Genomic DNA, 20,154 nt, shown 5'->3' on the forward strand with positions numbered 1-20,154 from the left:
GATGGGCCTGGCCGCCTGGTCCAGCCAGACGCTATTAGCGGCTTCGCGCTTCGTCGGTTTCTGCGGTGCTCTGCTGCATGGCCAGCTCCAGTAGCTTGCTGTAGTTTTCCAGCTTTTTATACAGCAGGCGCACTTCCAGCGCATTGTGGATGCGCGTCTTGACTTCGACCAGGTCAAACGGTTTGCTGATGAAATCCTTGGCGCCGGCCTGCAAGGCGCGCAGCTTGTGGGCCGGCTCCGCGGTCAGTACGATGACAGAGAGGTATTTGTCGTGCGGGTCTTCCTTGAGTGCTTCCATCACCTGAAAGCCGTCCATGCCGGGCATTTTCAGGTCGAGCAGGATCAGGTCGTAATGGTGCTCCGCGTGCAGCGCGGCTACCTCCAGCGGGTTCATGGTTGAACGAACACGGGTGTAGCCGGTGCCTGCCAATAACTGCTCCAGCAGCAGCACATTGACGGGCTGGTCGTCCACCACCAGGATACTGCCGTTCAGGATGTCGAATTCGGTGTTCATGCGGTTTTTTCCGGCACGGGGGCCTGCGTGGACCTTGTTTTGGAAAATGCCAGCGCCAGGTCCAGGGTTTCCATAAATTCATTGATCCTGATGGGCTTGGTGAGGTAGCGAAAGAAGCCGGCTTCCATGCCTTTTTCAATGTCGCGGGGTATGGCATTGGCGCTGAGCGCCACCACCGGAATGTGTGCCGTCAACGGATCGGCACACAGAATTTGCAATGCCTTGATGCCGCTGATGCCCGGCAGATTGATGTCCATCAGGATGATGTCCGGCTGCGAGGCCTTGGCCATCGCGATGCCGCTGATGCCGTCACGGGCGGACAGCAGCCGGATGTCGGAGCGGCGCGCGATGAGGTCTTCCACCAGCATCAGGTTGGCCGGGTTGTCTTCTACGTACAGAAGTGTATGGGCACGTGGATCGGTAGCCACCTGGCTTTGCAGGATCGGTGCCAGGGCTGCCAGCTCTGTTCGCAGTGCAATTTCGTCGGTCACGTCCATTTCAATCCAGAACACACTGCCTTTTCCGACAACGCTTTCCACGCCGATGACGCCACCCATCAACTCGACCAGTCGCTTGGTCATCACCAGGCCAATGCCTGTGCCCTGTTCGGTATTGGCCTCCTGGCCCAGGCGGTTGAAAGGCTGAAAAAGCTGATCGATCTTGGCCGGATTCAGGCCTTCGCCCGTGTCTTCAATGCAGATGCGGATGCGCTTTTGAGGCAGATCCACGCAGTTGAGTACGACTGTTCCGCTGCTGGTGTTGTACTTGATGGCGTTCGACAGCAGGTTGATCAATACCTGCTTGAGCCGGGTGCGGTCGGCATTCACGAAGCAGGGCACAGGGAATTTCGGAAACGTCACGGTAATGCCGCGTTTGCCGGCCTGTGACTCGATCAGGGTCTCGCATTCAAGCATGACCTCGGCCAGCGACACAGGTTCCAGCGACAGTGACAGCTTGCCGGACTCGATCAATGCCAGGTCCAGGATTTCGTTGATCAATTCCAGCAGGTACCAGCCGGCCTGGAGGATCTGGTCCACACTGCGTTTTTGCGAGGGCGTGGGCTGTGGCGTGCCGGACTCGATCAGCTGCGCAAATCCGAGGATGGCGCTGAGCGGTGTGCGCAACTCGTGGCTCATGCTGGACAGGAAATCCGATTTGGCGAGATTGGCTTTTTCGGCCACGGCCATCGCTTCCTTCAGGGCCACTTCGACCTGCTTGCGTACCGAGTTGTCGGTGCCGATCAGCAGGTAGCCGATGATGGTGCCGAAATCGTCGCGCAATGCGGTGATGGACACGATGGCCGGAAAGCGGCTGCCGTCTTTACAGATATAGGTCAGCTCGTAAATGTCTTCGATGCCGCGCGAGGCCTTGAAGGCCAGCGCCTCGAAACCCGGCGTGATGGTGGTGGCGAGCTCCAGGCTCAGCGCCTGGGCCCGGGCCATCACTTCCTGCGGATCATGGATGTCGCTGGGGTTGATCTTGTTGACGACTTCAGCCGCCATATAACCCAGCATGCGTTCGGCACCGACGTTGAAGAGCTGGATGATGCCTTTTTCGTCGGTTGCGATGATCGAGAAATTTTCGCTCGTCAGGATGGCCGTCTGCAATGCGCCTGTCTTGAGCAGTGCTTCCTGGCGCTTGACCTCTATGCCATCGGCTTTGGCAATGGCGTCAAGAACGCTCAGGCTGGTAATAGGTGACATGGGCCATGTTTCTGTAAAAGTAACGACGACCCTGCGAAGCGCCGACTATGGGCGGCGCTTCCAGAATCCTGGCCGGGGATAAGTGAAGTCTTTGCAAAGACTCCGGCAGTGTACAGGTCTTGCCTGAAAAGTCCGTGCGCCAGCGCACATAGCGGGGCCGTGCGACCCTAGCTGTTTGCCCGGCGGTAGAACGCCAGCGAGCCCGCCAGCGCCAGCAGCGCGCCGCCGCAAGCGCGGTCTATCCAGCGTGTGGCCGAGGCCTTGAGCAGGCGTATTGCGCGTGCGCCTATGAAGGCATAGCCGAACATGACGGAAAAATCGATGCCGGCGAATACCAGCGAAATGGCGAGGTATTGCGGTGCCTGGGCCGCAGCCGGGTCAATGAACTGCGGGAGCAGGGCTGAGCAAAAGAGGTAACCCTTGGGGTTGGTCACGGCCACCAGGAAGGACTTCATGAAAATTGCGCGGCTGCCGTGTTGCGTGCCGGCAGTGCCTTCGGCGGGGATTTCAAATCCGCCGCGTGAGCGCAGCAGGCGAATGCCCAACCAGGCCAGGTAGACCGCGCCTGCCCACTTGAGCACCGAGAACCAGAACTCGGAGGCCGCCAGCAGCGCACCCAGACCGAGAGCTACGGCGCCTACCAGCACAAAGTCGGACACCACGGCCCCCAGCATGCCGGGCACGGAGCGGCGCACGCCGTAGCGCGAACCATTGGCCAGCGCCAGCAGGACGGTGGGGCCGGGCGTGGCAATAGCCACCAGTGCCACGATGGAAAAAAGCAGCAGGGTGGCGGTGTTCATGGTGCGGCTCCGCAACCCTGAGGTTTAAAAACACGCTCTTTCGAAGGCGGGTACTTGGCCAGCATGTCGGCCGGGCGGCGCGGCCGCGTGGTGAATTCACCGCCGCAGTTGGGGCAGACCCCTTTGAGCTTGGTGGTGACGCAGTCAACACAGAACGTGCATTCAAAGGTGCAGATGCGGGCATCGGGCGACTCGGCGGGCAGGTCGCGGTTGCAGCATTCGCAGTTGGGGCGGAGCTGGAGCATGCTGGGGTTTCCTGTGTAGATGGGACGGGAGTCACCGGATGCTAAAGAAAAACCGTTCAAGGGGAAAGCCCCTATGACAACTTCTTGACCAGCACCTGGCTCTTGCGGTCCCAGTTGTATTTGCGCTTGCGGCCTTCGGGCAGCCAGTCTGGGTCTACCTGCACAAAGCCGCGCTTGATGAACCAGTGCATGGTGCGGGTGGTCAGCACAAAGATGCTTTGCAGGCCGGCGGCGCGGGCGCGTTGCTCTATACGCTTGAGGATTTTCTCGCCGTCACCCTGGCCCTGGCTTTGCGGCGACACGGTGAGCGCCGCCATTTCAGCCGTTTTGGCTTCGGGGTAGGGGTAAAGCGCCGCACAGGCAAAGATCACGCCGTCGTGTTCGATGATGCTGTAGTTGGCGGCGTCACGCTCGATTTCGGTGCGGCTGCGCTTGACGAGCGTGCCGTCATTTTCAAAAGGCTCGATCAGCTGCAGGATGCCGCCCACGTCGTCTTCCGTGGCTTCGCGAAGTTCTTCGAGTTTTTCATCGATCACCATGGTGCCGATGCCGTCGTGCACATAGATTTCCAGGAGCAGCGCGCCGTCTACCGCGAAGGGCAGGATGTGGCTGCGTTCCACGCCGGCCTTGCAGGCCTTGACGCAGTGCTGCAGGTAAAACGCGGTGTCGGTGGGGCGTTCCCCGTTGGGCAGGGTGGCCAGCAGTTTTTCGGCGGCGGCCAGCGGCAGCTCGGTGTCGATGGGGTTGTCTTCGCTTTCGGGCTGGTCGTGGTGGATGCGTATACCGGGAATTTCGCTCAGGAAGATCAGCTTGTCGGCCTGCATGGCGATGGCCACCGAAGTGGCGACTTCTTCCATGGTCAGGTTAAAGGCTTCGCCGGTGGGTGAGAAGCCAAAGGGCGAGAGCAGCACCATGGCGCCGAAATCCAGCACACGGCCGATGGCGGCGGTGTCCACCTTGCGCACCAGGCCCGAGTGTTTGAAGTCCACACCGTCGAGGATGCCGACCGGCCGCGCGGTGATGAAATTGCCCGAAATCACCCGTACCGTGGAGCCGGCCATGGGGGTGTTGGGCAGGCCCTGGCTGAAGGCCGCCTCAATCTCATAGCGCAGCTGGCCGGCGGCTTCCTGGGCACAGTCGAGCGCGACTTCGTCCGTGATACGCATGCCGTGCGAATATTTTGCGGCGTGCCCCTTGGCCTTGAGCTGCTCGTTGACCTGCGGGCGAAAGCCGTGCACCAGCACGATCTTCACGCCCATGCTCTGGATCAGTGCCAGGTCCTGGGCAATGTGCTGGAGCTTGCCCGCCGCAATCGCTTCGCCTGCAATGCCTACGACGAACGTTTTACCGCGGTGGGTGTGTATGTAGGGTGCGACTGAACGGAACCAGGGCACAAAGGTGAAATTGAAGACGGCAGACATGGGCGCGCTTTCGGGATCGGTTGTGGCGGGTCAAGGGCAGCCGGGGACGGCGCGGAAGGTGGCAAGCGGTCTCCCTGGGCGCTGTTTCCCCGGTAAACGGAAAAAGTCCAGTGAGTGTAAGGGAGACACAGCCGGCCTGAGGGATGCAAATGCCGGCTTTGGCGAGGGTGTGCTTTTTGCCGGCGTACTGCATTTGAGGGTTTGCTTAATGAGGGGCGGCGGGGTATGGTTCGGGTTCATGGACAAATACGCGATCGGGTTTTGGGGCTGCTATTTCGGGTCAGCCAGCCTGATGCTGGCCGGTTCAGCATTTGCCTATATCCGGTCCCTGCGGCGCATTGCCGTCAATGCGGCTGTCTCGGCAATCGCCTCGACGTTTTTTGTGGTGGCCTTCCTGGGCGGATTGCCGATCGAGAACGCCGATCTTCTGGACCGTTTCCTGGCCCATGTGGCCAGCGTGGTCTCTGCGCTACTGGCTTACCTGCTGTTTTCCATTCTTGGCATCCTGCGCAATCCGGACTCGGCCCGGCGCGCCTTGCCCTGGTTGGCGAGCCTGGCTCTTCTGAGTATCGCGGCTGGCTGGGCATTGAGCCCGCGCCACGCCCTGGCGCTGAGCCTGGCGGTGGCGTGTTTTCTGGGGCTGGTGGCAATGGCGCTCAGTCTTCGCAGCGCCGTGCGGGGGGATCGCCTGGCCTGGGTGGCCGTCTCGGGCGTCTCCTTCATGCTGGTGGCCATTGCGGGGCTGAGCTGGGTGGCACTGGACCGTGCCCATGTGCCGTGGCAGGTGCACGCGGTGACCGCTGTCGCCGGCACGTGTTATCTGGCCACCATGGCGGCTGTGCTCTGGACCCGTTATTCCTACCTGATCGAGTTGAACCGGGCCATGGCACACGGCCCCAGCTACGACCCGGTCACACGCATGCGCTCGCACAGCGAAACCGGCAACATGCTGGAGGCGGCCTTCAGGCGTTACCGCGATGAACCCGTGCCGCTGGGCGTGATTGTGGTGTCGGTGGCCAATCTTTATGTGCTGGAAAAGCTCTATGGCCATGCGGCCGCCAACCACGCACTGTTTGTATGTGCCGGCCGGTTGCGCCGCACCGTACCCGCGCATGTGGAAATGGGGCGCCTGGAAGAGAACGGGTTTTTGCTGCTGATGCGCAATTGCCATGACAGCGGCCAGCTGATCCACCTGGCGCGCAGGGTCCAGGCCGCCCTGGCGCGGCCGGTGGTGCTTAACACCACACTGGAGGGTGATTTGGTAGGGAACCAGCAGACGCGCTGGGTTGCCGAGGTCGGCCTTGGCGTGCTGCGGGTCTCCAAATCCGATGCGCGCGCCTCTTCGGCAGTGAGCATAGGGCGAGGCATGTCGCGCACCGCGCTGAGCTACCCGAGCCGCATTGCGTGGTTTGACGAGACCAGTGGGGAAACCGTCGACTTGCCTGTGCTGGCGGCCTGATCGCGGCGCCATAACCATAGCCGGTCCGCTGCGGGCTGGAACACCCGATAATTGAGCGCTCTGGCAGCGCTGCTGCCGCTTTTATCCTGCTCTGCTTGCCTTTTTCTTCGCCTCCATCCTTGTCTCCCCTCGCCATTACCTTTCCAGAGTCGCTGCCCGTTTCGGGCAAACGCGACGAAATCACCGCCGCCATGGCGGCCCACCAGGTCATCATTGTCTGTGGCGAAACTGGCTCGGGTAAAACCACCCAACTGCCCAAGATTGCGCTGGCCATGGGGCGCGGCAAGCTCAATTACCCGGCCGGACAGGGCCGACTGATAGGCCATACCCAGCCGCGCCGTATTGCCGCGTCCAGCGTGGCCAAGCGCATCGCGGAGGAGTTGAAAACGCCGCTGGGCGACGTGGTGGGCTACAAGGTGCGCTTCCAGGACCGGCTCTCGCGCGACGCTTCCGTCAAGCTGATGACCGACGGCATTTTGCTGGCCGAGACGCAGACCGACCCGCTGCTCAAAGCCTACGACACCATCATCATCGACGAGGCCCATGAGCGCAGCCTGAACATCGACTTTCTGCTGGGCTACCTGCGCCAGCTGCTGCCGCGCCGGCCCGACCTCAAGGTGGTCATCACCTCGGCGACGATTGATGCGCAGCGGTTTGCGGATTACTTTGCTTCTGCCGCCCCGGCGCCGGGCCGCCCCAAGCCGGGCGACGCCCCCTCGGGGGGCAGCGACGACGCGCAGCGCGGAGCGTGGGGGTCAAAAATTCCGGCGCCGGTCATCATGGTGTCGGGCCGCATGTTTCCCGTCGAACAGCGCTACCGGCCGTTTGAGGAGTCACGCGAGCACGACCTGAACGATGCAATTGCTGACGCAGTCGACGAGCTCTGGCTGAGCCCGCACAGCGCAGGCGACATCCTGGTTTTCCTGCCAGGAGAGCGCGAGATCCGCGAGGCGGCTGACCACTTGCGCAAGCACCTGGCGCACCAGCCGCTGACGCGCAACGCCGAGGTGCTGCCGCTGTTCGCGCGCCTGAGCCAGGCCGAGCAGGACCGCATTTTTGACGGCCACAGTGGGCGGCGCATCGTGCTGGCCACCAACGTGGCCGAAACCTCGCTGACTGTTCCGGGCATTCGCTACGTGGTGGATGCGGGCACGGCGCGCGTCAAGCGCTACAGCTTTCGCAACAAGGTCGAGCAGCTCATGGTGGAGCCGGTGTCGCAGGCCGCGGCCAACCAGCGTGCAGGCCGCTGCGGCCGGGTGGCCGATGGCATTTGCATACGCCTTTACGACGAAAAGGACTTCCAGGGCCGCCAGCCTTTCACAGACCCTGAAATCCTGCGCAGTTCGCTGGCTTCGGTGATTTTGCGCATGAAGGCGCTGCACCTGGGCAATGTGGAAGAGTTTGCCTTTATCGAGCCGCCGCAGCGCCGCGCCATTGCCGACGGCTACCAGCTGCTGGCCGAGCTGGGCGCGGTGGACGAAGACAACGAGCTCACCGGCGTCGGCCGCACGCTGGCCAAGCTGCCGCTGGACCCCCGCGTGGGCCGCATGATTCTGGAAGCCAAGGACCGCAACGCGCTCGACGAGGTACTGGTGATCGCCAGTGCGCTCAGTGTGCAGGATGTGCGCGACCGCCCCATGGACAAACAGGCCCAAGCCGACCAGCAGCATGCCAAGTTCGATGATGAGAAGAGCGAGTTCAGTGGTTACCTGAAGCTGTGGAAATGGCTGGGCGACGCGCGTGGCGGCCACGGCACCGACCATAAACTGTCAAACCGCCAGTATGAGAACCTGCTGCGCGAGAACTACGTCAATATCCGCCGCGTGCGTGAATGGCGCGACATCCATTCGCAGCTGCATACGGTTGTGGGCGAACAGAAATGGGTCCTGAACGACAAGCCTGCCAGCTATGAGCAGCTTCATTTATCGATGCTGTGCGGCCTGCTCGGCAACATCGGCTGCAAGAGCGACGAGGAAGACTGGTACCTGGGTGCACGCGGCATCAAGTTCTACCGCCACCCCGGCGCACGCCTGAGCAAAAAGCCGGGCCGCTGGATTGTGGTGGCCGAGCTGGTGGAAACCACACGCCTTTTTGGCCGTGGCATTGCCAACATTGACCCGGCCTGGATAGAACAGGTGGCTGGGCATCTTTTAGCCAAGCAGCTGCTGGACCCGCACTGGGAGAAAAAGGCTGCGCAGGTGACGGCGCTGGAGCGTGCCACGCTTTACGGCCTGGTGGTCTATAACGGGCGGCGCGTCAATTTCGGCCGTGTAGACCCGGTCACGGCGCGCGAGATATTCATCCGTGAAGCACTGGTGGCCGGGAACTGGGACACCAAGCTGCCTTTCCTCGCGGCGAACCTGAAGCTGATCCAGCAGGTGCAGGATCTGGAACACAAAGCCAGGCGCCAGGACGTGCTGGTGGACGAGGAACTGATCTACGCTTTTTATGACCAGCAACTCCCGGCTGACGTACACAGTGGTGCAAGTTGCGAACATTGGTACAAGGAGGAAGTCAAAAAGCAGCCGCAGCTCCTGCTCTTGACGCGTGAAGAACTGATGCGGCATGAGGCTGCCGGCATCACTACGCAGTCGTTTCCCAAGACACTGCGAATGGGTGGTGTGGATTGCTGGGTCACTTACCTGCACGAACCCGGCGACGCGCGCGATGGCGTGACGGTGGATGTGCCGCTGTTCGCTCTCAACCAGGTCAATGAAGAGCGCTGCGAGTGGCTGGTGCCGGGCATGCTCAAGGACAAGGTGCAGGCGCTGATCAAGACGCTGCACCAGCGCCCGCGCTCGCGGCTGGTGCCGTTGCCCGATACCGCCGCCCGCATGACGGAGCAACTGTTGCAACCCGAGGTGTTCGGCAGCGGCTCGCTGACCGATGCGGTGCTCAAGCTGGTGCGCGATGCGACCTCGCTGGACGTCAAGCGCAATGACATGAAGCTGGATATGCTGCCCCCGCACCTGTTCATGAACTTCCGCGTGGTCGACGAGCACGGGCGCCAGCTGGGCGCGGGCCGCAACCTGGGCGCGCTCAAGGGCGAACTGGGCTCGCAGGCACGGGGTGCCTTCCAGGCGCTGGCGGGACTCAAAAACCTGGCAAAAGCACCCGAATCTGGGTCCGAAAAGACGGTATCCACCGAAAATTCAGTATCAAATCGGCCTCCGGCCCAATCAGGACGTGCGCAAGCAGCTCCTGAAAAGATAGCACCCAGAGCGCCGGAGCGCTACACCAGCTGGAGCTTTGGCGAGTTGCCGGAGCTGATGGAAATCCGCAAGGGTTCGCAGACGCTGATAGGGTTTCCGGCGCTCATTGATTTGGGCGATGCGGTGACGATCGAGGTGTTTGACGAACCCGACGTGGCGGCCGCGAAGCACCGCGCCGGCTTGCGCCGGCTGTTCTCCCTGCAAATCAAGGATGCGCTGAAGTACCTGGAAAAGAACCTGCCGGAGCTGCAGAAAACGGCTACCAGCTACATGCTGGTGGGCCGCGCAGCCGACAATTCCGGCGGCGGTACGCTGGAGGAATTGCGCGAGCAGATCATCGAAGTGGCGCTGGACCGTGCCTTTTTGCTCGACCCGTTGCCGACGCACGAAGCCGAGTTCAAAAAACGCATCGACGATGGGCGAGGGCGCCTGACCTTGATTGCCAGCGAGGTGGCCCGGCTGGCTGCCGGCATCCTGACCGAGTTCGCTGTGGCCCAACGCAAGATCAAGGACACGAAAAATGCCGCCGAAGCCGCGGCAGATGCCGCCCAGCAACTGCAGCGCCTCGTACCCAAACGCTTTCTGACGGCCACACCTTATGGGCAACTGCAGCATTTCGCACGCTACCTCAAGGCCATCACGTTGCGGCTGGAAAAATGGCGTGCCGACCCGGCACGTGATGCCGCACGGATGACCGAGTTGCGACCGCAGGAGCAGCGTTACTGGCGGCTGGTGGCTGAGCGAAAAGGCGCGGTGGATGCGCGCATGCAGGAATTCCGCTGGTTGCTGGAAGAGCTGCGTGTGAGCTTTTTTGCGCAGGAGCTGCGCACACCGCAGCCGGTCAGCATTAAGCGGTTAGAAAAGGTTTGGACTCAGCTCAATAGCTGAGTCCAGACCTTTCAGCGAAGGCTAACAACTGCCGAAGGCTTGTTATGCCGCCGCTAAAAAGCGTGGCAGCAACTGAATAGTTGAAACAGGCTTGTGAGATGGGAGCGCAAAAAAAATGGCCTTGCAATGCAAGGCCATTTTTCCTGGTGAATCACCAACGGAAGGTGCGGACTAGATGCGTCCCATCAACAGCAGGATGACCAGGATCAACACCACCAGGCCGACACCCCCGCTGGGCCCGTAACCCCAGCTGCGGCTGTGGCCCCAGGTAGGCAAAGCGCCGACCAGGATAAGAATAAGAACGATCAGCAGGATAAGGGATAGGGACATTTGAAGCACTCCTTGTTATGTGAAGTGATTCTTTCCCGGTGCGGGGCGCAAACAAGCAGGATGAACGCCTGTCCAGCCGTCGGCAAATACTGACAGCCTTGGCTTACATGCGAGGCTTGCCGCGTTTACAACTTGGCCAGGCGCTGCAGCGCCGTGTTCAATGTTTCGTCTTTTTTGGCAAAACAGAACCGCACCACGCGCTGGTCAAAGCCGTTGCCGTAAAACGCCGACAGGGGAATCGCCGCCACGCCGATTTCAGTGGTCAGCCATTTGCAGAACCCGGCTTCGTCCAGGTCACTCACGTCGGAGATGTCCACGCACTGGAAGTAGCTGCCTTCGCTGGGCAACAGCTTGAAGCGGGTTTTGGCAAGGCCTTCGCGAAAGAGGTCGCGCTTGCGCTGGTAGAAGGCCGGCAGGTCCAGGTAAGGCTGCGTATCGGCCATGTACGCGGCAAGCCCGTATTGCACAGGGGTATTCACGGTGAAGACGTTGAACTGGTGCACCTTGCGGAACTCGGTGGTCAGTGCTGCGGGTGCGGCCACGTAGCCGACCTTCCAGCCGGTGACGTGGTAAGTCTTGCCGAAGCTGCTGACAATGAACGCACGCGCGGCAAGGCCGGGAAAACGTGCGGCGCTTTGATGGATGCGTCCCTGGGCCGCATCGAACACCATGTGCTCATAGACTTCGTCGCTGATCAGCAGGACGTCAGTGGGCGCCAGGATGTCCTGCAGCGTGAGCATGTCGGCCTCGGTCCATACCGTGGCGCTCGGGTTGTGGGGCGAGTTGACGATGATCGCCCGTGTCCTGGATGTGATCGCTGCGGAAATTTTGTCGAAGTCGGGCCGGAAGGTACCGGGCGTGAGGGGAACGCGCACCACGACGCCACCGGCCAGCTCGATGTTGGGCACGTAGCTGTCGTAGCAGGGCTCCAGCACGATGACCTCGTCGCCGGGGTGAACGACAGCCAGGATGGCCGTGATGATGGCCTGCGTGGCGCCCGCGGTAATGGTGATCTCGGTGTTGGCGTCGTAGCGGTGACCGTAAAGTTTGGCCACCTTGGCCGAGATGGCTTCGCGCAGCGCCGGAACGCCCGTCATGGGCGGGTACTGGTTCAGGCCTTTTGTCATCGCGTCCGTGACGGCGTTGACCAACTGTGGGTCACACTCAAAATCAGGAAATCCCTGGCCCAGGTTGACAGCGCCTTTTTCAGCAGCCAGTGTGGACATCACCGTGAAGATGGTGGTGCCGACAGCGGGCAGCTTGGTTTTGAGATCTGGAGTTCGTTCGAGGATCATGGTCATGATTGGGCTGGATGTGTTTCTTTTGCAAGCGGCCGCGGCGGAACCGGCTTTGCCGGGCCGCTTGCGGCGCCCCCTGAGGGGGAGGCGGGCGAAGCCCGCCACGGGGGGGAGTCAAACCTCATAGTCATTGACACGGCCAGCCATGGCCTTGGTGATCAGGGCGCGGTCCAGCTTGTCGCTGAGCAGTTCGGCGAATTTATAGACGAAATTGCGAAGGTAGGCGCTGCGTTTAAAGGCCACGCGGGCTACGTTGATACCGAACAGCGGGCCGGCCGCGATGGCAATCAGGTCGCTGTTGGTGCCGTCTTCCTTGATGGCCATTTCTGCGACGATGCCCACGCCCAGTCCCAGGCGCACATAGGTCTTGATGACGTCGGAGTCAATCGCCTCGAGCGCAATGCGCGGCTGCAGGCGCTTGGCGGCAAACGCCAGGTCGATCTTGGTACGGCCGGTGAAAGACGGGTGGTAAGTGATCAGGGGTTCTTGCGCCAGGTCTTCCAGCGTGATGTTGTCTTTTTTGGCCAACGGATGGTCAACAGGAATGACCAGCATGTGCTGCCATTCGTAGCAGGGCAGGGTCACCAGGTCTTCGTACTGCGTCAATGATTCGGTCGCGATGCCGATTTCGGCCACCTCATCAAGCACCATGCGCGCCACCTGGTCGGGAGAGCCCTGGTGCAGGCTGACATTGACTTTGGGAAAGGCTTCACGCAGCTTGGCAACGGGCTGCGGAAGCACATAACGGGCTTGCGTATGGGTGGTGGCAATGGAGAGGGTGCCGCTGTCCTGGGCAGAAAACTGCTCGCCAATGCGGCGCAGGTTGCCGACTTCGCGCATGATGAGTTCAATGCTTTTGAGGACGTGTTCCCCGGGTTCCGTCACGCGCTTGAGGCGTTTGCCGTGCCGTGCAAAGATTTCGACGCCGAGTTCCTCTTCAAGCTCGATGATGGCCTTGGATACGCCGGGCTGCGAGGTGTGCAGGGCCTTGGCGGTCTCTGTCAGGTTCAGGTTGCGCCGGATGGCCTCCTGGACGAAGCGGAATTGGTGAAGGTTCATATCGAATTCAGGCTAATTATTGGTTTTATTATGCCTGTTTTACGCTAAAGAGGAGCCCAACCGCCGTACCGATGCGCCATGCCTCCACGGTTATGACAAGGCAATGCTGGCCATAAGTGCGGTCAATTCGCGGTATTCCCCGGCTGCAGGCAGAAGCTCGACTTCTACGCCTGGATGTGCCAACCTGACGCGTTCGACCAGCAGCGGCAAGTCTTCCCGGGCGTGCTTGCCTATACCAAAGAAAAGCGGAAACACCCTTATATGGCGGGCGCCAGAAGCTATTAAATTTGTAGCGGCTTCAGGCAATGAAGGTGGGCAGAGCTCCAGGTAGGCGCAACTGACAGGGGTGCCGGGCTCGCGGAGACGGACTTGAGCGGCAACCGCCTCAATGGGGTCGCGCCACTGCGGGTCGCGCGAGCCATGGGCAAGCAGGATGATGCCGCGCGGCGTATGGGCCAGGGACGTCATGAACGGTAGCGTCCGTTAACGCCTGAGCACCAGCCAGCCAAACGCGCCCAGCGAGACGGCCATATAAAGCAGGCCTGGCGTGGCAGCCGCAAGCCAGGGCTGCCAGTTTCGCAGGTTGCCGATATAGCCGAACACGTTGTTGAGCAGGAAGAAGCTGATGCCGATCATCACACCGGCGAACACGTAGCCGGCGATGCCGCCGGAGCGAAAGTGAAGGTAGGCAAAAGGCAGCGCCAGAATCACCATCACCAGGCAGCTGAGCGGGTAAAAGACTTTTTTCCAGAACTCTATTTCATAGCGTTGCGCGGTCTGCCCATTGGCGTCCAGGTGACGGACGTAATTGAACAGGTCAATGGTGCCCATGCGCTCAGGCTTGAGCAGCGCCACCGAAACCATTTCAGCGCTGATTTCGGTAGGCCAGCGAAAGCTCTTTAGCACTGTGCGGTTGACCTTGGCGCTGCCTCCGGGTTTGGCGGCGCTGCTGGCGCCGGCTGGAACATCAAACTCTGCGCGCGTGGCCTGGTTCAATTCCCAGGCATCGCCGGCGGTGAACGCTGCCAGCGGCGCCTGTGTGGTGGAGACGATCAGTCCCTTGTTGTTGAACTCGAAAATCTGCACACCCTGCATTTCGTTGTCGGGAGTAAGCGCCCTCACATTGACCACAAAGGTGTTGTAGGCCTGCTTTTCCTTCAGCCAGGCACCGGTTTGGCCGATGGTGATCTTGTTCTGGTAGCGCGCCTTGAGCAGCTGTGCGGCCCGTTCGCTGGCAGGCGCCACATAATCGCCCACGGCGAAACTGAACACCACGAACAGCGCCCCCAGGACCAGCAGCAACTTCAGCGCGCGCCAGGGGCCGAGTCCGCTGGTGCGCAGGATGGTGTATTCGGAGCTCTGTGCCAGCCGGGCCATCACAAAGATGGTGCCGATCAGGACGGAGATCGGCAGCAGCTCGTACAAATGATTGGGAATCAGCAGGCCTACATACAACAATGCGTGCCTGATCTGGTAGATATCGGCTGCGTTGATGCCGCTGCTCTTGCCGAGGTATTGCAGTTCATCGACCAGGTCAAAAAAGAAGAACAGGGCCAGGAAGCCCAGTGCCACCAGGGCGATGGCAGCCAGCACTTCACCGTAGATCAGGCGGCGTATGGTTTTCATGCGTGGCTTTCACTGTCACGTACGGCCAGCGGTGTACGGTTGATGCGCCGGGCGGGCCGCAGCGTCCAGTTGAACTGCCGCTTGGATAGCCAGGCCAGGGCCAGCAGCAGGACGCCGCCATGCAGCGCCAGCAGGAAGTTACTGAAACTGATGAGGCCCACAAAAATCCAGCTTTGCCCGAGGTTGACCAGGTTGTTGTAGACCACAAACGTCAGCAGCACAAAGATCATGTTGCCGCTGCGGCCACCGCGCGGATTCACGCTGGCCAGGGCCACCGCCAGCACGACAAAGTTGATGGATGCCAGCGCCAGCCCCAGCCGCCACGCCAGCTCGCTGAGGTTGCCGCGGGTCGGCGCCTTGATCAGGGAGCGGGTGGACAGCAGTTTGGCTTCCGGTGCGTTTTCGGTCAGCGGATTGTTATCGCCGGTTTTGGTGCCGTACTCTTCGAAGTCGCTGATTTTGAGCGCCGATTGCCCGATCACGTTTTCCAGGCGCTGGCCGTTTTCGAGCATGAGGAACTGCGCGTCACCTCTGGCCTCGATGCGGCCCGAGCGGGCCGTGGTGATGGAACTCTTGCCCTTTTCGGTCGCAGCGATGAAGACGTTGTTGCTGGAGCGCTCGCCCGCCAGGTCGCGGTCGATGAAGAAAACCCGGTTGCCGCTGGAGGATTCCTGGAACTGGCCAGGGGCAATGCGGTCAAGGTCGCCGCGCTGCTCATAGCGGCTTTGCATGTCTTTGGTTTGCTGGTTGGTCCAGGGCCAAACAAAAAGAGCCATCAGCGTGATGACCAGCAGGACAGGCCATGCAAAACGGAAAAGCGGCCGCAGAAAACCCGACAGGCCCTGACCGCTGGTGAACCACACCACCATTTCGCTGTCGCGGTACATGCGCGACAAGGTACTGACCATCGCAATAAACAGCGACAGCGTGAGGATGGTCGGCAGGCGTCCCAGCGCCGAGTAGGCCATGAACAGCATGACGTCCTGCGGATTGATGAAACCGCGCGATGCCTGGCCCAGGGTGCGGATCAGAACAATGGTCATCACGATGGTGACCAGGACGACCAGCGTGGCCCCAAAACTGCGTGCCAGCTCTTTGCGAATCGTGGATTGGAATAACATTGACTGAATATCTGCCTTGGCTTCGTTTTATTTTTTGTTTTACTTTGGTTTATTTACCAGACCCTGAATTATGGACTTTGAACTCAAAACACTGACACCCACCCGTATTTGCAGTGAAAAAACCGACGCGCTGCTGGTTCTCGTACCCCAGGATCCGGGCTCCGGCAATGACCCTCTTTCGGTGCTCGCATCGCTGGCGATCAAGTCGGGGGACTTTGAGGCCAAGCCGGGCAAGCTCCTGAGCACGTACCGCGCTCCCGGCATTACTGCCAGGCGGGTCGTATTGGCGGGCGTCGGGGATGCCAGCGCCAAAAACGTTCGTACCGCCGTCAGTGCCGGCCTGGGCGCCCTGAAGGCTGCAAACGTGCAGCACCTGACCATTTGCTTCGGTGCCGTGGGCGGTCTTCGAGCTGAAGCCGTGCGCGCGGCCGTGGTCGCTTGCGGTGATGCCACTTATACCTACGCTACCACCAAGTCCAAAGCCGCCAAGAACACAAAAGCCGGTCCCGGCAGGTTGCAACGGGTGGTGGTTGCCGTGAATGACGCCGCAAGTGCCCAAATCGCGCGACCCGGCATTGACAAAGGCGCAGCGCTGATCAAGGGCATTGAATTTGCCAAGGAGTGGGCGAACCGTCCGGCCAACCACGCGACACCGACGCTTCTGGCCGGCGCTGCCAGGGAACTGGGCAAGCTGCGCGGCATCAAGGTGGAGGTGTTGGGCCCCAAAGAGGTCGCCAAACTCGGTATGGGCTCCTTCATGGCCGTGGCGCAGGGTTCGGCCGAGCCGTTACGTTTTATCGTGCTGCGCTATGAGGGGGCGGCCAGGGCCGAGGCGCCCGTCGTACTCGTTGGCAAAGGCATCACCTTTGACACGGGCGGTATCTCCATCAAGCCCGCGGCCGAAATGGACGAGATGAAGTTCGACATGTGCGGTGCCGCCAGCGTTCTGGGCACCTTCCGGGCGCTGGCAGAGCTGCGGCCGGCGCTCAATGTGGTAGGCCTGATTCCCGCCTGCGAAAACATGCCGGGCAGCCGCGCCATCAAGCCCGGCGATGTGGTGACCAGCATGAGCGGGCAGACCATTGAGATCCTGAACACCGACGCCGAAGGGCGGCTGGTGCTCTGCGACGCATTGACCTACGCTGAGCGCTTCAAGCCCCGGGCGGTGGTGGACATCGCGACGCTGACCGGCGCCTGCGTGATTGCCCTGGGCGGCGTGCGCAGCGGGCTTTTCTCCAGCGACGACACCTTGGCCGAGGCGTTGTCGACGGCAGGCGAATCGTCCCTGGACCTGTGCTGGAGGATGCCACTGGATGACGATTATGCCGAAGGACTCAAGACCAATTTTGCAGATGTCGCCAACGTGGCGGGGCGTGCCGCGGGTGCGGTGACCGCGGCCAAGTTCCTGCAGCGGTTTACAGCCAGTTTTCCATGGGCGCACCTGGACATTGCCGGTACGGCCTGGAAAGGCGGAGCCGCCAAAGGTGCGACCGGCAGGCCGGTGCCGCTACTGCTGGACTACCTGCTGGACCAGGTGGTGCCTGCCAGGGCAGGGACTTCGGCCCAAGCATCGGGCAAAAAAGCCAAAACAGTTTCCAGGCGCAAATCCGCATCCAAAACCCGGGCATGACCGAAATCGCCTTTCACTTCAATGTGCCGGACAAGCTGGCCTACAGCTGCCGGTTACTTCGCAAGGCCTACCTGAGCGGCGCCAGCGTTGTGGTGACGGGGGATGCGGCGGTGCTGGCGGAACTGGACCAGTTGATCTGGAGTTTTTCGCCTGCGGAATTTGTGCCGCATTGCCGTGCGGGCGCCCCCCAAAGTACATTGGCGGCAACGCCGGTGGTGCTGGCCGAGTCGCTCAAGGACTGCTCGCATTACGGCGTACTGGTCAATCTGGGGCATGGCATTCCCGCCGAATTTGAACGCTTCGAACGTTTTATCGAAGTTGTGGCGCAGGCCGACGATGACCGTCTTGCAGCGCGAAGCCGGTGGAAGCACTACACCGACAGGGGCTATGCCATGAAACGCCATGACCTTGCGACGGCCGGGGAGGGCGCATGAACCGCCCGCCCGCACCGCCGCGGTTTGTGCCGACGCTGACGGAAGTCGTGCGGCCCATGCCTGCACCGATGCCGGCTGCGCCGCCTGAACCAGCCAGGACTGGTTTGCCGGTGCCGCCGTCTACCGCTTCTGCAGAGCTTCAGGAGCAGATGGTGCAACGCGTGCTGCAGCGGGTGAACCTGGTTCTTGAGCGGCGTTTGCGGGAGGTCGTAGGGCAACTTATCCTGGAGCACACGCAAACCCTGGTTCCACGTCTGCGCGAAGAAATTGAGGACGTTGTCCGTCAATCTGTGAGCCAGGCTTTGAAGCACGAAGCGGCACCGCCAAACACGGACGCATAGGATGCGCGAGCGGCTGTCTGCACAGATGCTTTTTCGCTGTGCCCAACCCTTGAAACACAAGTTCACATAAGGCAATCTGCTCCCCGGGTAAACCCCCTTATCGGAATTTAACCTAGGGACGTTGCTATGGTGCGGGCCCGGAAATTGCGTTATGTTCGGCCCCGTTGAGTAAAAAAATTGTTCTCAACCTTTAACGGTAATTTCCTAATCGGAGTGTTTTTTATGCAAATGAAATTAAAACTGACAGTAGTGGCTGCTCTCGCTGCAGTAGCGGGTTTTGCCTCTGCCCAAGACGCAGTGATCAAGATCGGTCACGTGGCGCCGCTGTCCGGCTCGCAAGCCCATTACGGCAAAGACAATGAAAACGGCGTGCGCATGGCCATCGAAGACCTGAACGCGCAAAACGTGGTCATCGGCGGCAAAAAGGTCAAGTTTGAAATTGTTGCTGAAGATGACGCCGCTGATCCAAAACAGGGCACCGCCGCTGCACAAAAGCTGTGCGACTCCAAAGTCGCCGGCGTGGTCGGCCACCTGAATTCCGGAACCACCATTCCCGCTTCCAAGGTCTACAACGATTGCGGCATTCCCCACGTCACGGGCGCTGCAACCAACCCCAACCTGACCAAGCCAGGCTACAAAACCACCTACCGCATCATTGCCAATGACAACGCCCTTGGCGCTGGCCTGGCTTTTTATGCTGCCGACACGCTGAAGCTGAAGAAAGTCGCCATCATTGACGACCGTACGGCTTACGGCCAGGGCGTTGCTGAAGTGTTCAAGAAAACGGCCCTGGCAAAAGGCATGACCGTGGTTGACGAGCAGTTCACCACCGACAAGGCTACCGACTTCATGGCCATCCTGACCGCCATCAAGGCCAAAGCACCTGACGCGATCTTCTTCGGCGGCATGGACCCACAAGGCGGCCCAATGCTGCGCCAGATGGAACAACTCGGCATGGGCAACGTCAAGTACTTCGGCGGCGACGGCATCTGCACCGCAGAACTTGCCAAGCTGACTGCAGGCGCCAAGACCATCGGCAACGTGGTTTGCGCTGAAGGCGGCGCATCGCTGGCCAAAATGCCAGGCGGCGAAGCCTGGATGAAGCGCTACGAAGCCAAGTATCCGAAGCAGTTCCAGGTTTACAGCCCGTACACCTATGACGCGACCTTCGTTCTGGTTGATGCCATGAAGCGCGCCGGATCCTGGGATCCAAAGGTTTACACCCCTGAGCTGATTAAAACCAATTTCAAGGGCGTGACCACCACGATCGCTTTTGAACCCAATGGCGAACTGAAGAACCCCGCTATCACCCTGTACGTCTACAAAGACGGCAAGAAGTCTGCTCTGAACTAATCGTTCACCGCAAGAAAAAAGCCACCGCAAGGTGGCTTTTTTTTGCCCGGCAAAAACCCGGGAAGACCGGAAATGAGGCGCCGAAAGTGGAGCGGGCACAAAAAAGCCCAGCAAGCTGGGCTTTTAGGAGTTTTTGCCACCGTGTGGAAACTCACGGCGACGAGACTGTTTGGCGGAAGAGGCGGGATTCGAACCCGCGGTAGGTTTAACCCTACGCACGCTTTCCAGGCGTGTGACTTAAACCGCTCATCCACCCTTCCGCGAAGCCTTCGATTATAGCAGTGCTGCGAACAGACGGAGGCAGGAATTGCACCCGAAGCGCAACAGGCTCAGTGGAGTGCGTCCTGGAACCGGTGCTTTTCCAGCTGGGCCAGGGAGACGAATTCCAGCGCCTTGCTGTGCGTCGACTCCAGCACGACAGGCGGTGCAAAGCCGGCCTCCAGCGCTTCGCGCCACCGGTTGGCACACAGGCACCAGCGGTCATTCGGCTGAAGGCCCGCAAAGCGGTACACAGGCTGCGGCGTGGAAAGATCGTTGCCGCGGCTGGCGGAAAAAGCCAGAAATTCACGCGTGACGCGAACGCATACCAGGTGGGACCCCGCATCCGACGCATCCGTGTTGCAGCAACCGTCCCGAAAATAGCCGGTCAGCGGGTCATAGGAGCAGGGCACCAAATCCGTGCCCAGTACGTTTTTTGCGCTCATGGTCTTGCCTGCGAAA

Annotated in this window: 18 protein-coding genes and 1 tRNA gene; 6 read left to right on the plus strand and 13 right to left on the minus strand. The window is 60.8% G+C overall.

Annotated features, from left to right (window positions below; genetic code table 11):
• Positions 1–34: 34 nt before the first annotated feature.
• From AC1DVV_RS06090 to argA, 5 genes are all read right to left on the minus strand, one after another.
• Positions 35–514, minus strand: a complete 480-nt coding sequence (locus tag AC1DVV_RS06090) for a response regulator (RefSeq protein ID WP_477702598.1) — start codon at positions 512–514, stop codon at positions 35–37.
• A complete protein-coding gene (locus tag AC1DVV_RS06095) occupies positions 511–2,217 on the minus strand; it encodes a PAS domain-containing hybrid sensor histidine kinase/response regulator (RefSeq protein ID WP_477702599.1) in 1,707 nt (568 codons plus the stop codon). The genes AC1DVV_RS06090 and AC1DVV_RS06095 overlap by 4 nt, the downstream gene beginning before the upstream one ends.
• Positions 2,218–2,384: 167 nt before the next feature.
• Positions 2,385–3,017 carry a LysE family translocator gene (locus AC1DVV_RS06100; RefSeq protein WP_477667326.1) on the minus strand — a complete coding sequence of 211 codons (633 nt, stop codon included), beginning with the start codon at positions 3,015–3,017 and terminating at the stop codon, positions 2,385–2,387.
• Positions 3,014–3,262: a DUF1272 domain-containing protein gene (locus tag AC1DVV_RS06105; RefSeq protein ID WP_457282737.1), complete on the minus strand. Its 249-nt coding sequence runs from the start codon at positions 3,260–3,262 to the stop codon at positions 3,014–3,016. The genes AC1DVV_RS06100 and AC1DVV_RS06105 overlap by 4 nt, the downstream gene beginning before the upstream one ends.
• Before the next feature lie 71 nt (positions 3,263–3,333).
• Positions 3,334–4,683 (minus strand): amino-acid N-acetyltransferase, encoded by a 1,350-nt coding sequence (gene argA, locus AC1DVV_RS06110; protein ID WP_457282738.1) that lies wholly within the window; start codon positions 4,681–4,683, stop codon positions 3,334–3,336.
• A gap of 238 nt (positions 4,684–4,921) precedes the next feature.
• Between argA and AC1DVV_RS06115 the strand changes: the two genes are divergently transcribed.
• Both AC1DVV_RS06115 and hrpA read left to right on the plus strand, forming a co-directional pair.
• Positions 4,922–6,142: a sensor domain-containing diguanylate cyclase gene (locus AC1DVV_RS06115; RefSeq protein ID WP_477702600.1), complete on the plus strand. Its 1,221-nt coding sequence runs from the start codon at positions 4,922–4,924 to the stop codon at positions 6,140–6,142.
• Positions 6,143–6,261: 119 nt separating this feature from the next.
• Positions 6,262–10,242, plus strand: coding sequence for an ATP-dependent RNA helicase HrpA (hrpA, locus tag AC1DVV_RS06120; protein WP_477702601.1), 3,981 nt, complete (start codon positions 6,262–6,264; stop codon positions 10,240–10,242).
• Positions 10,243–10,413: 171 nt separating this feature from the next.
• Here hrpA and AC1DVV_RS06125 read toward each other — a convergent pair whose 3' ends face one another.
• The 6 genes from AC1DVV_RS06125 to lptF all read right to left on the minus strand — a co-directional run bounded on the left by AC1DVV_RS06125 (position 10,414) and on the right by lptF (position 15,676).
• On the minus strand, positions 10,414–10,572 hold the full coding sequence (locus AC1DVV_RS06125) for a DUF3309 family protein (RefSeq protein ID WP_457282741.1): 159 nt from the start codon (positions 10,570–10,572) through the stop codon (positions 10,414–10,416).
• A gap of 125 nt (positions 10,573–10,697) precedes the next feature.
• Positions 10,698–11,873, minus strand: coding sequence for a pyridoxal phosphate-dependent aminotransferase (locus tag AC1DVV_RS06130; protein WP_477702602.1), 1,176 nt, complete (start codon positions 11,871–11,873; stop codon positions 10,698–10,700).
• Between the two features lie 111 nt (positions 11,874–11,984).
• The gene (locus AC1DVV_RS06135; RefSeq protein ID WP_457282743.1) at positions 11,985–12,929 is read right to left on the minus strand and encodes a CysB family HTH-type transcriptional regulator; all 945 of its coding nucleotides are present in this window, start codon (positions 12,927–12,929) and stop codon (positions 11,985–11,987) included.
• 90 nt (positions 12,930–13,019) lie between these two features.
• The gene (locus AC1DVV_RS06140; protein ID WP_457282744.1) at positions 13,020–13,397 is read right to left on the minus strand and encodes a sirohydrochlorin chelatase; all 378 of its coding nucleotides are present in this window, start codon (positions 13,395–13,397) and stop codon (positions 13,020–13,022) included.
• 15 nt (positions 13,398–13,412) lie between these two features.
• Entirely contained in the window at positions 13,413–14,555 is a 1,143-nt protein-coding gene (gene lptG / locus AC1DVV_RS06145) for an LPS export ABC transporter permease LptG (protein ID WP_457282745.1), read from the minus strand.
• Complete coding sequence (lptF, locus tag AC1DVV_RS06150) at positions 14,552–15,676, minus strand: LPS export ABC transporter permease LptF (RefSeq protein WP_457282746.1); 1,125 nt, start codon at positions 15,674–15,676, stop codon at positions 14,552–14,554. Before lptF ends, lptG begins: the two co-directional genes overlap by 4 nt.
• Before the next feature lie 70 nt (positions 15,677–15,746).
• Between lptF and AC1DVV_RS06155 the strand changes: the two genes are divergently transcribed.
• From AC1DVV_RS06155 to AC1DVV_RS06170, 4 genes are all read left to right on the plus strand, one after another.
• Positions 15,747–17,306 carry a leucyl aminopeptidase gene (locus AC1DVV_RS06155; protein ID WP_457282747.1) on the plus strand — a complete coding sequence of 520 codons (1,560 nt, stop codon included), beginning with the start codon at positions 15,747–15,749 and terminating at the stop codon, positions 17,304–17,306.
• The gene (locus tag AC1DVV_RS06160; protein WP_477702604.1) at positions 17,303–17,740 is read left to right on the plus strand and encodes a DNA polymerase III subunit chi; all 438 of its coding nucleotides are present in this window, start codon (positions 17,303–17,305) and stop codon (positions 17,738–17,740) included. The genes AC1DVV_RS06155 and AC1DVV_RS06160 overlap by 4 nt, the downstream gene beginning before the upstream one ends.
• The gene (locus tag AC1DVV_RS06165) at positions 17,737–18,081 is read left to right on the plus strand and encodes a hypothetical protein (protein WP_457282749.1); all 345 of its coding nucleotides are present in this window, start codon (positions 17,737–17,739) and stop codon (positions 18,079–18,081) included. Before AC1DVV_RS06160 ends, AC1DVV_RS06165 begins: the two co-directional genes overlap by 4 nt.
• Positions 18,082–18,303: 222 nt before the next feature.
• Positions 18,304–19,434 (plus strand): branched-chain amino acid ABC transporter substrate-binding protein, encoded by a 1,131-nt coding sequence (locus AC1DVV_RS06170; RefSeq protein WP_457282750.1) that lies wholly within the window; start codon positions 18,304–18,306, stop codon positions 19,432–19,434.
• A gap of 170 nt (positions 19,435–19,604) precedes the next feature.
• Here AC1DVV_RS06170 and AC1DVV_RS06175 read toward each other — a convergent pair.
• Positions 19,605–19,694 (minus strand) — tRNA-Ser (locus AC1DVV_RS06175).
• A gap of 69 nt (positions 19,695–19,763) precedes the next feature.
• Entirely contained in the window at positions 19,764–20,138 is a 375-nt protein-coding gene (locus AC1DVV_RS06180; protein ID WP_457282751.1) for a DUF2237 family protein, read from the minus strand.
• Between the last annotated feature and the right edge of the window lie 16 nt (positions 20,139–20,154).

Source organism: Polaromonas sp. P3_B4, assembly GCF_056402835.1.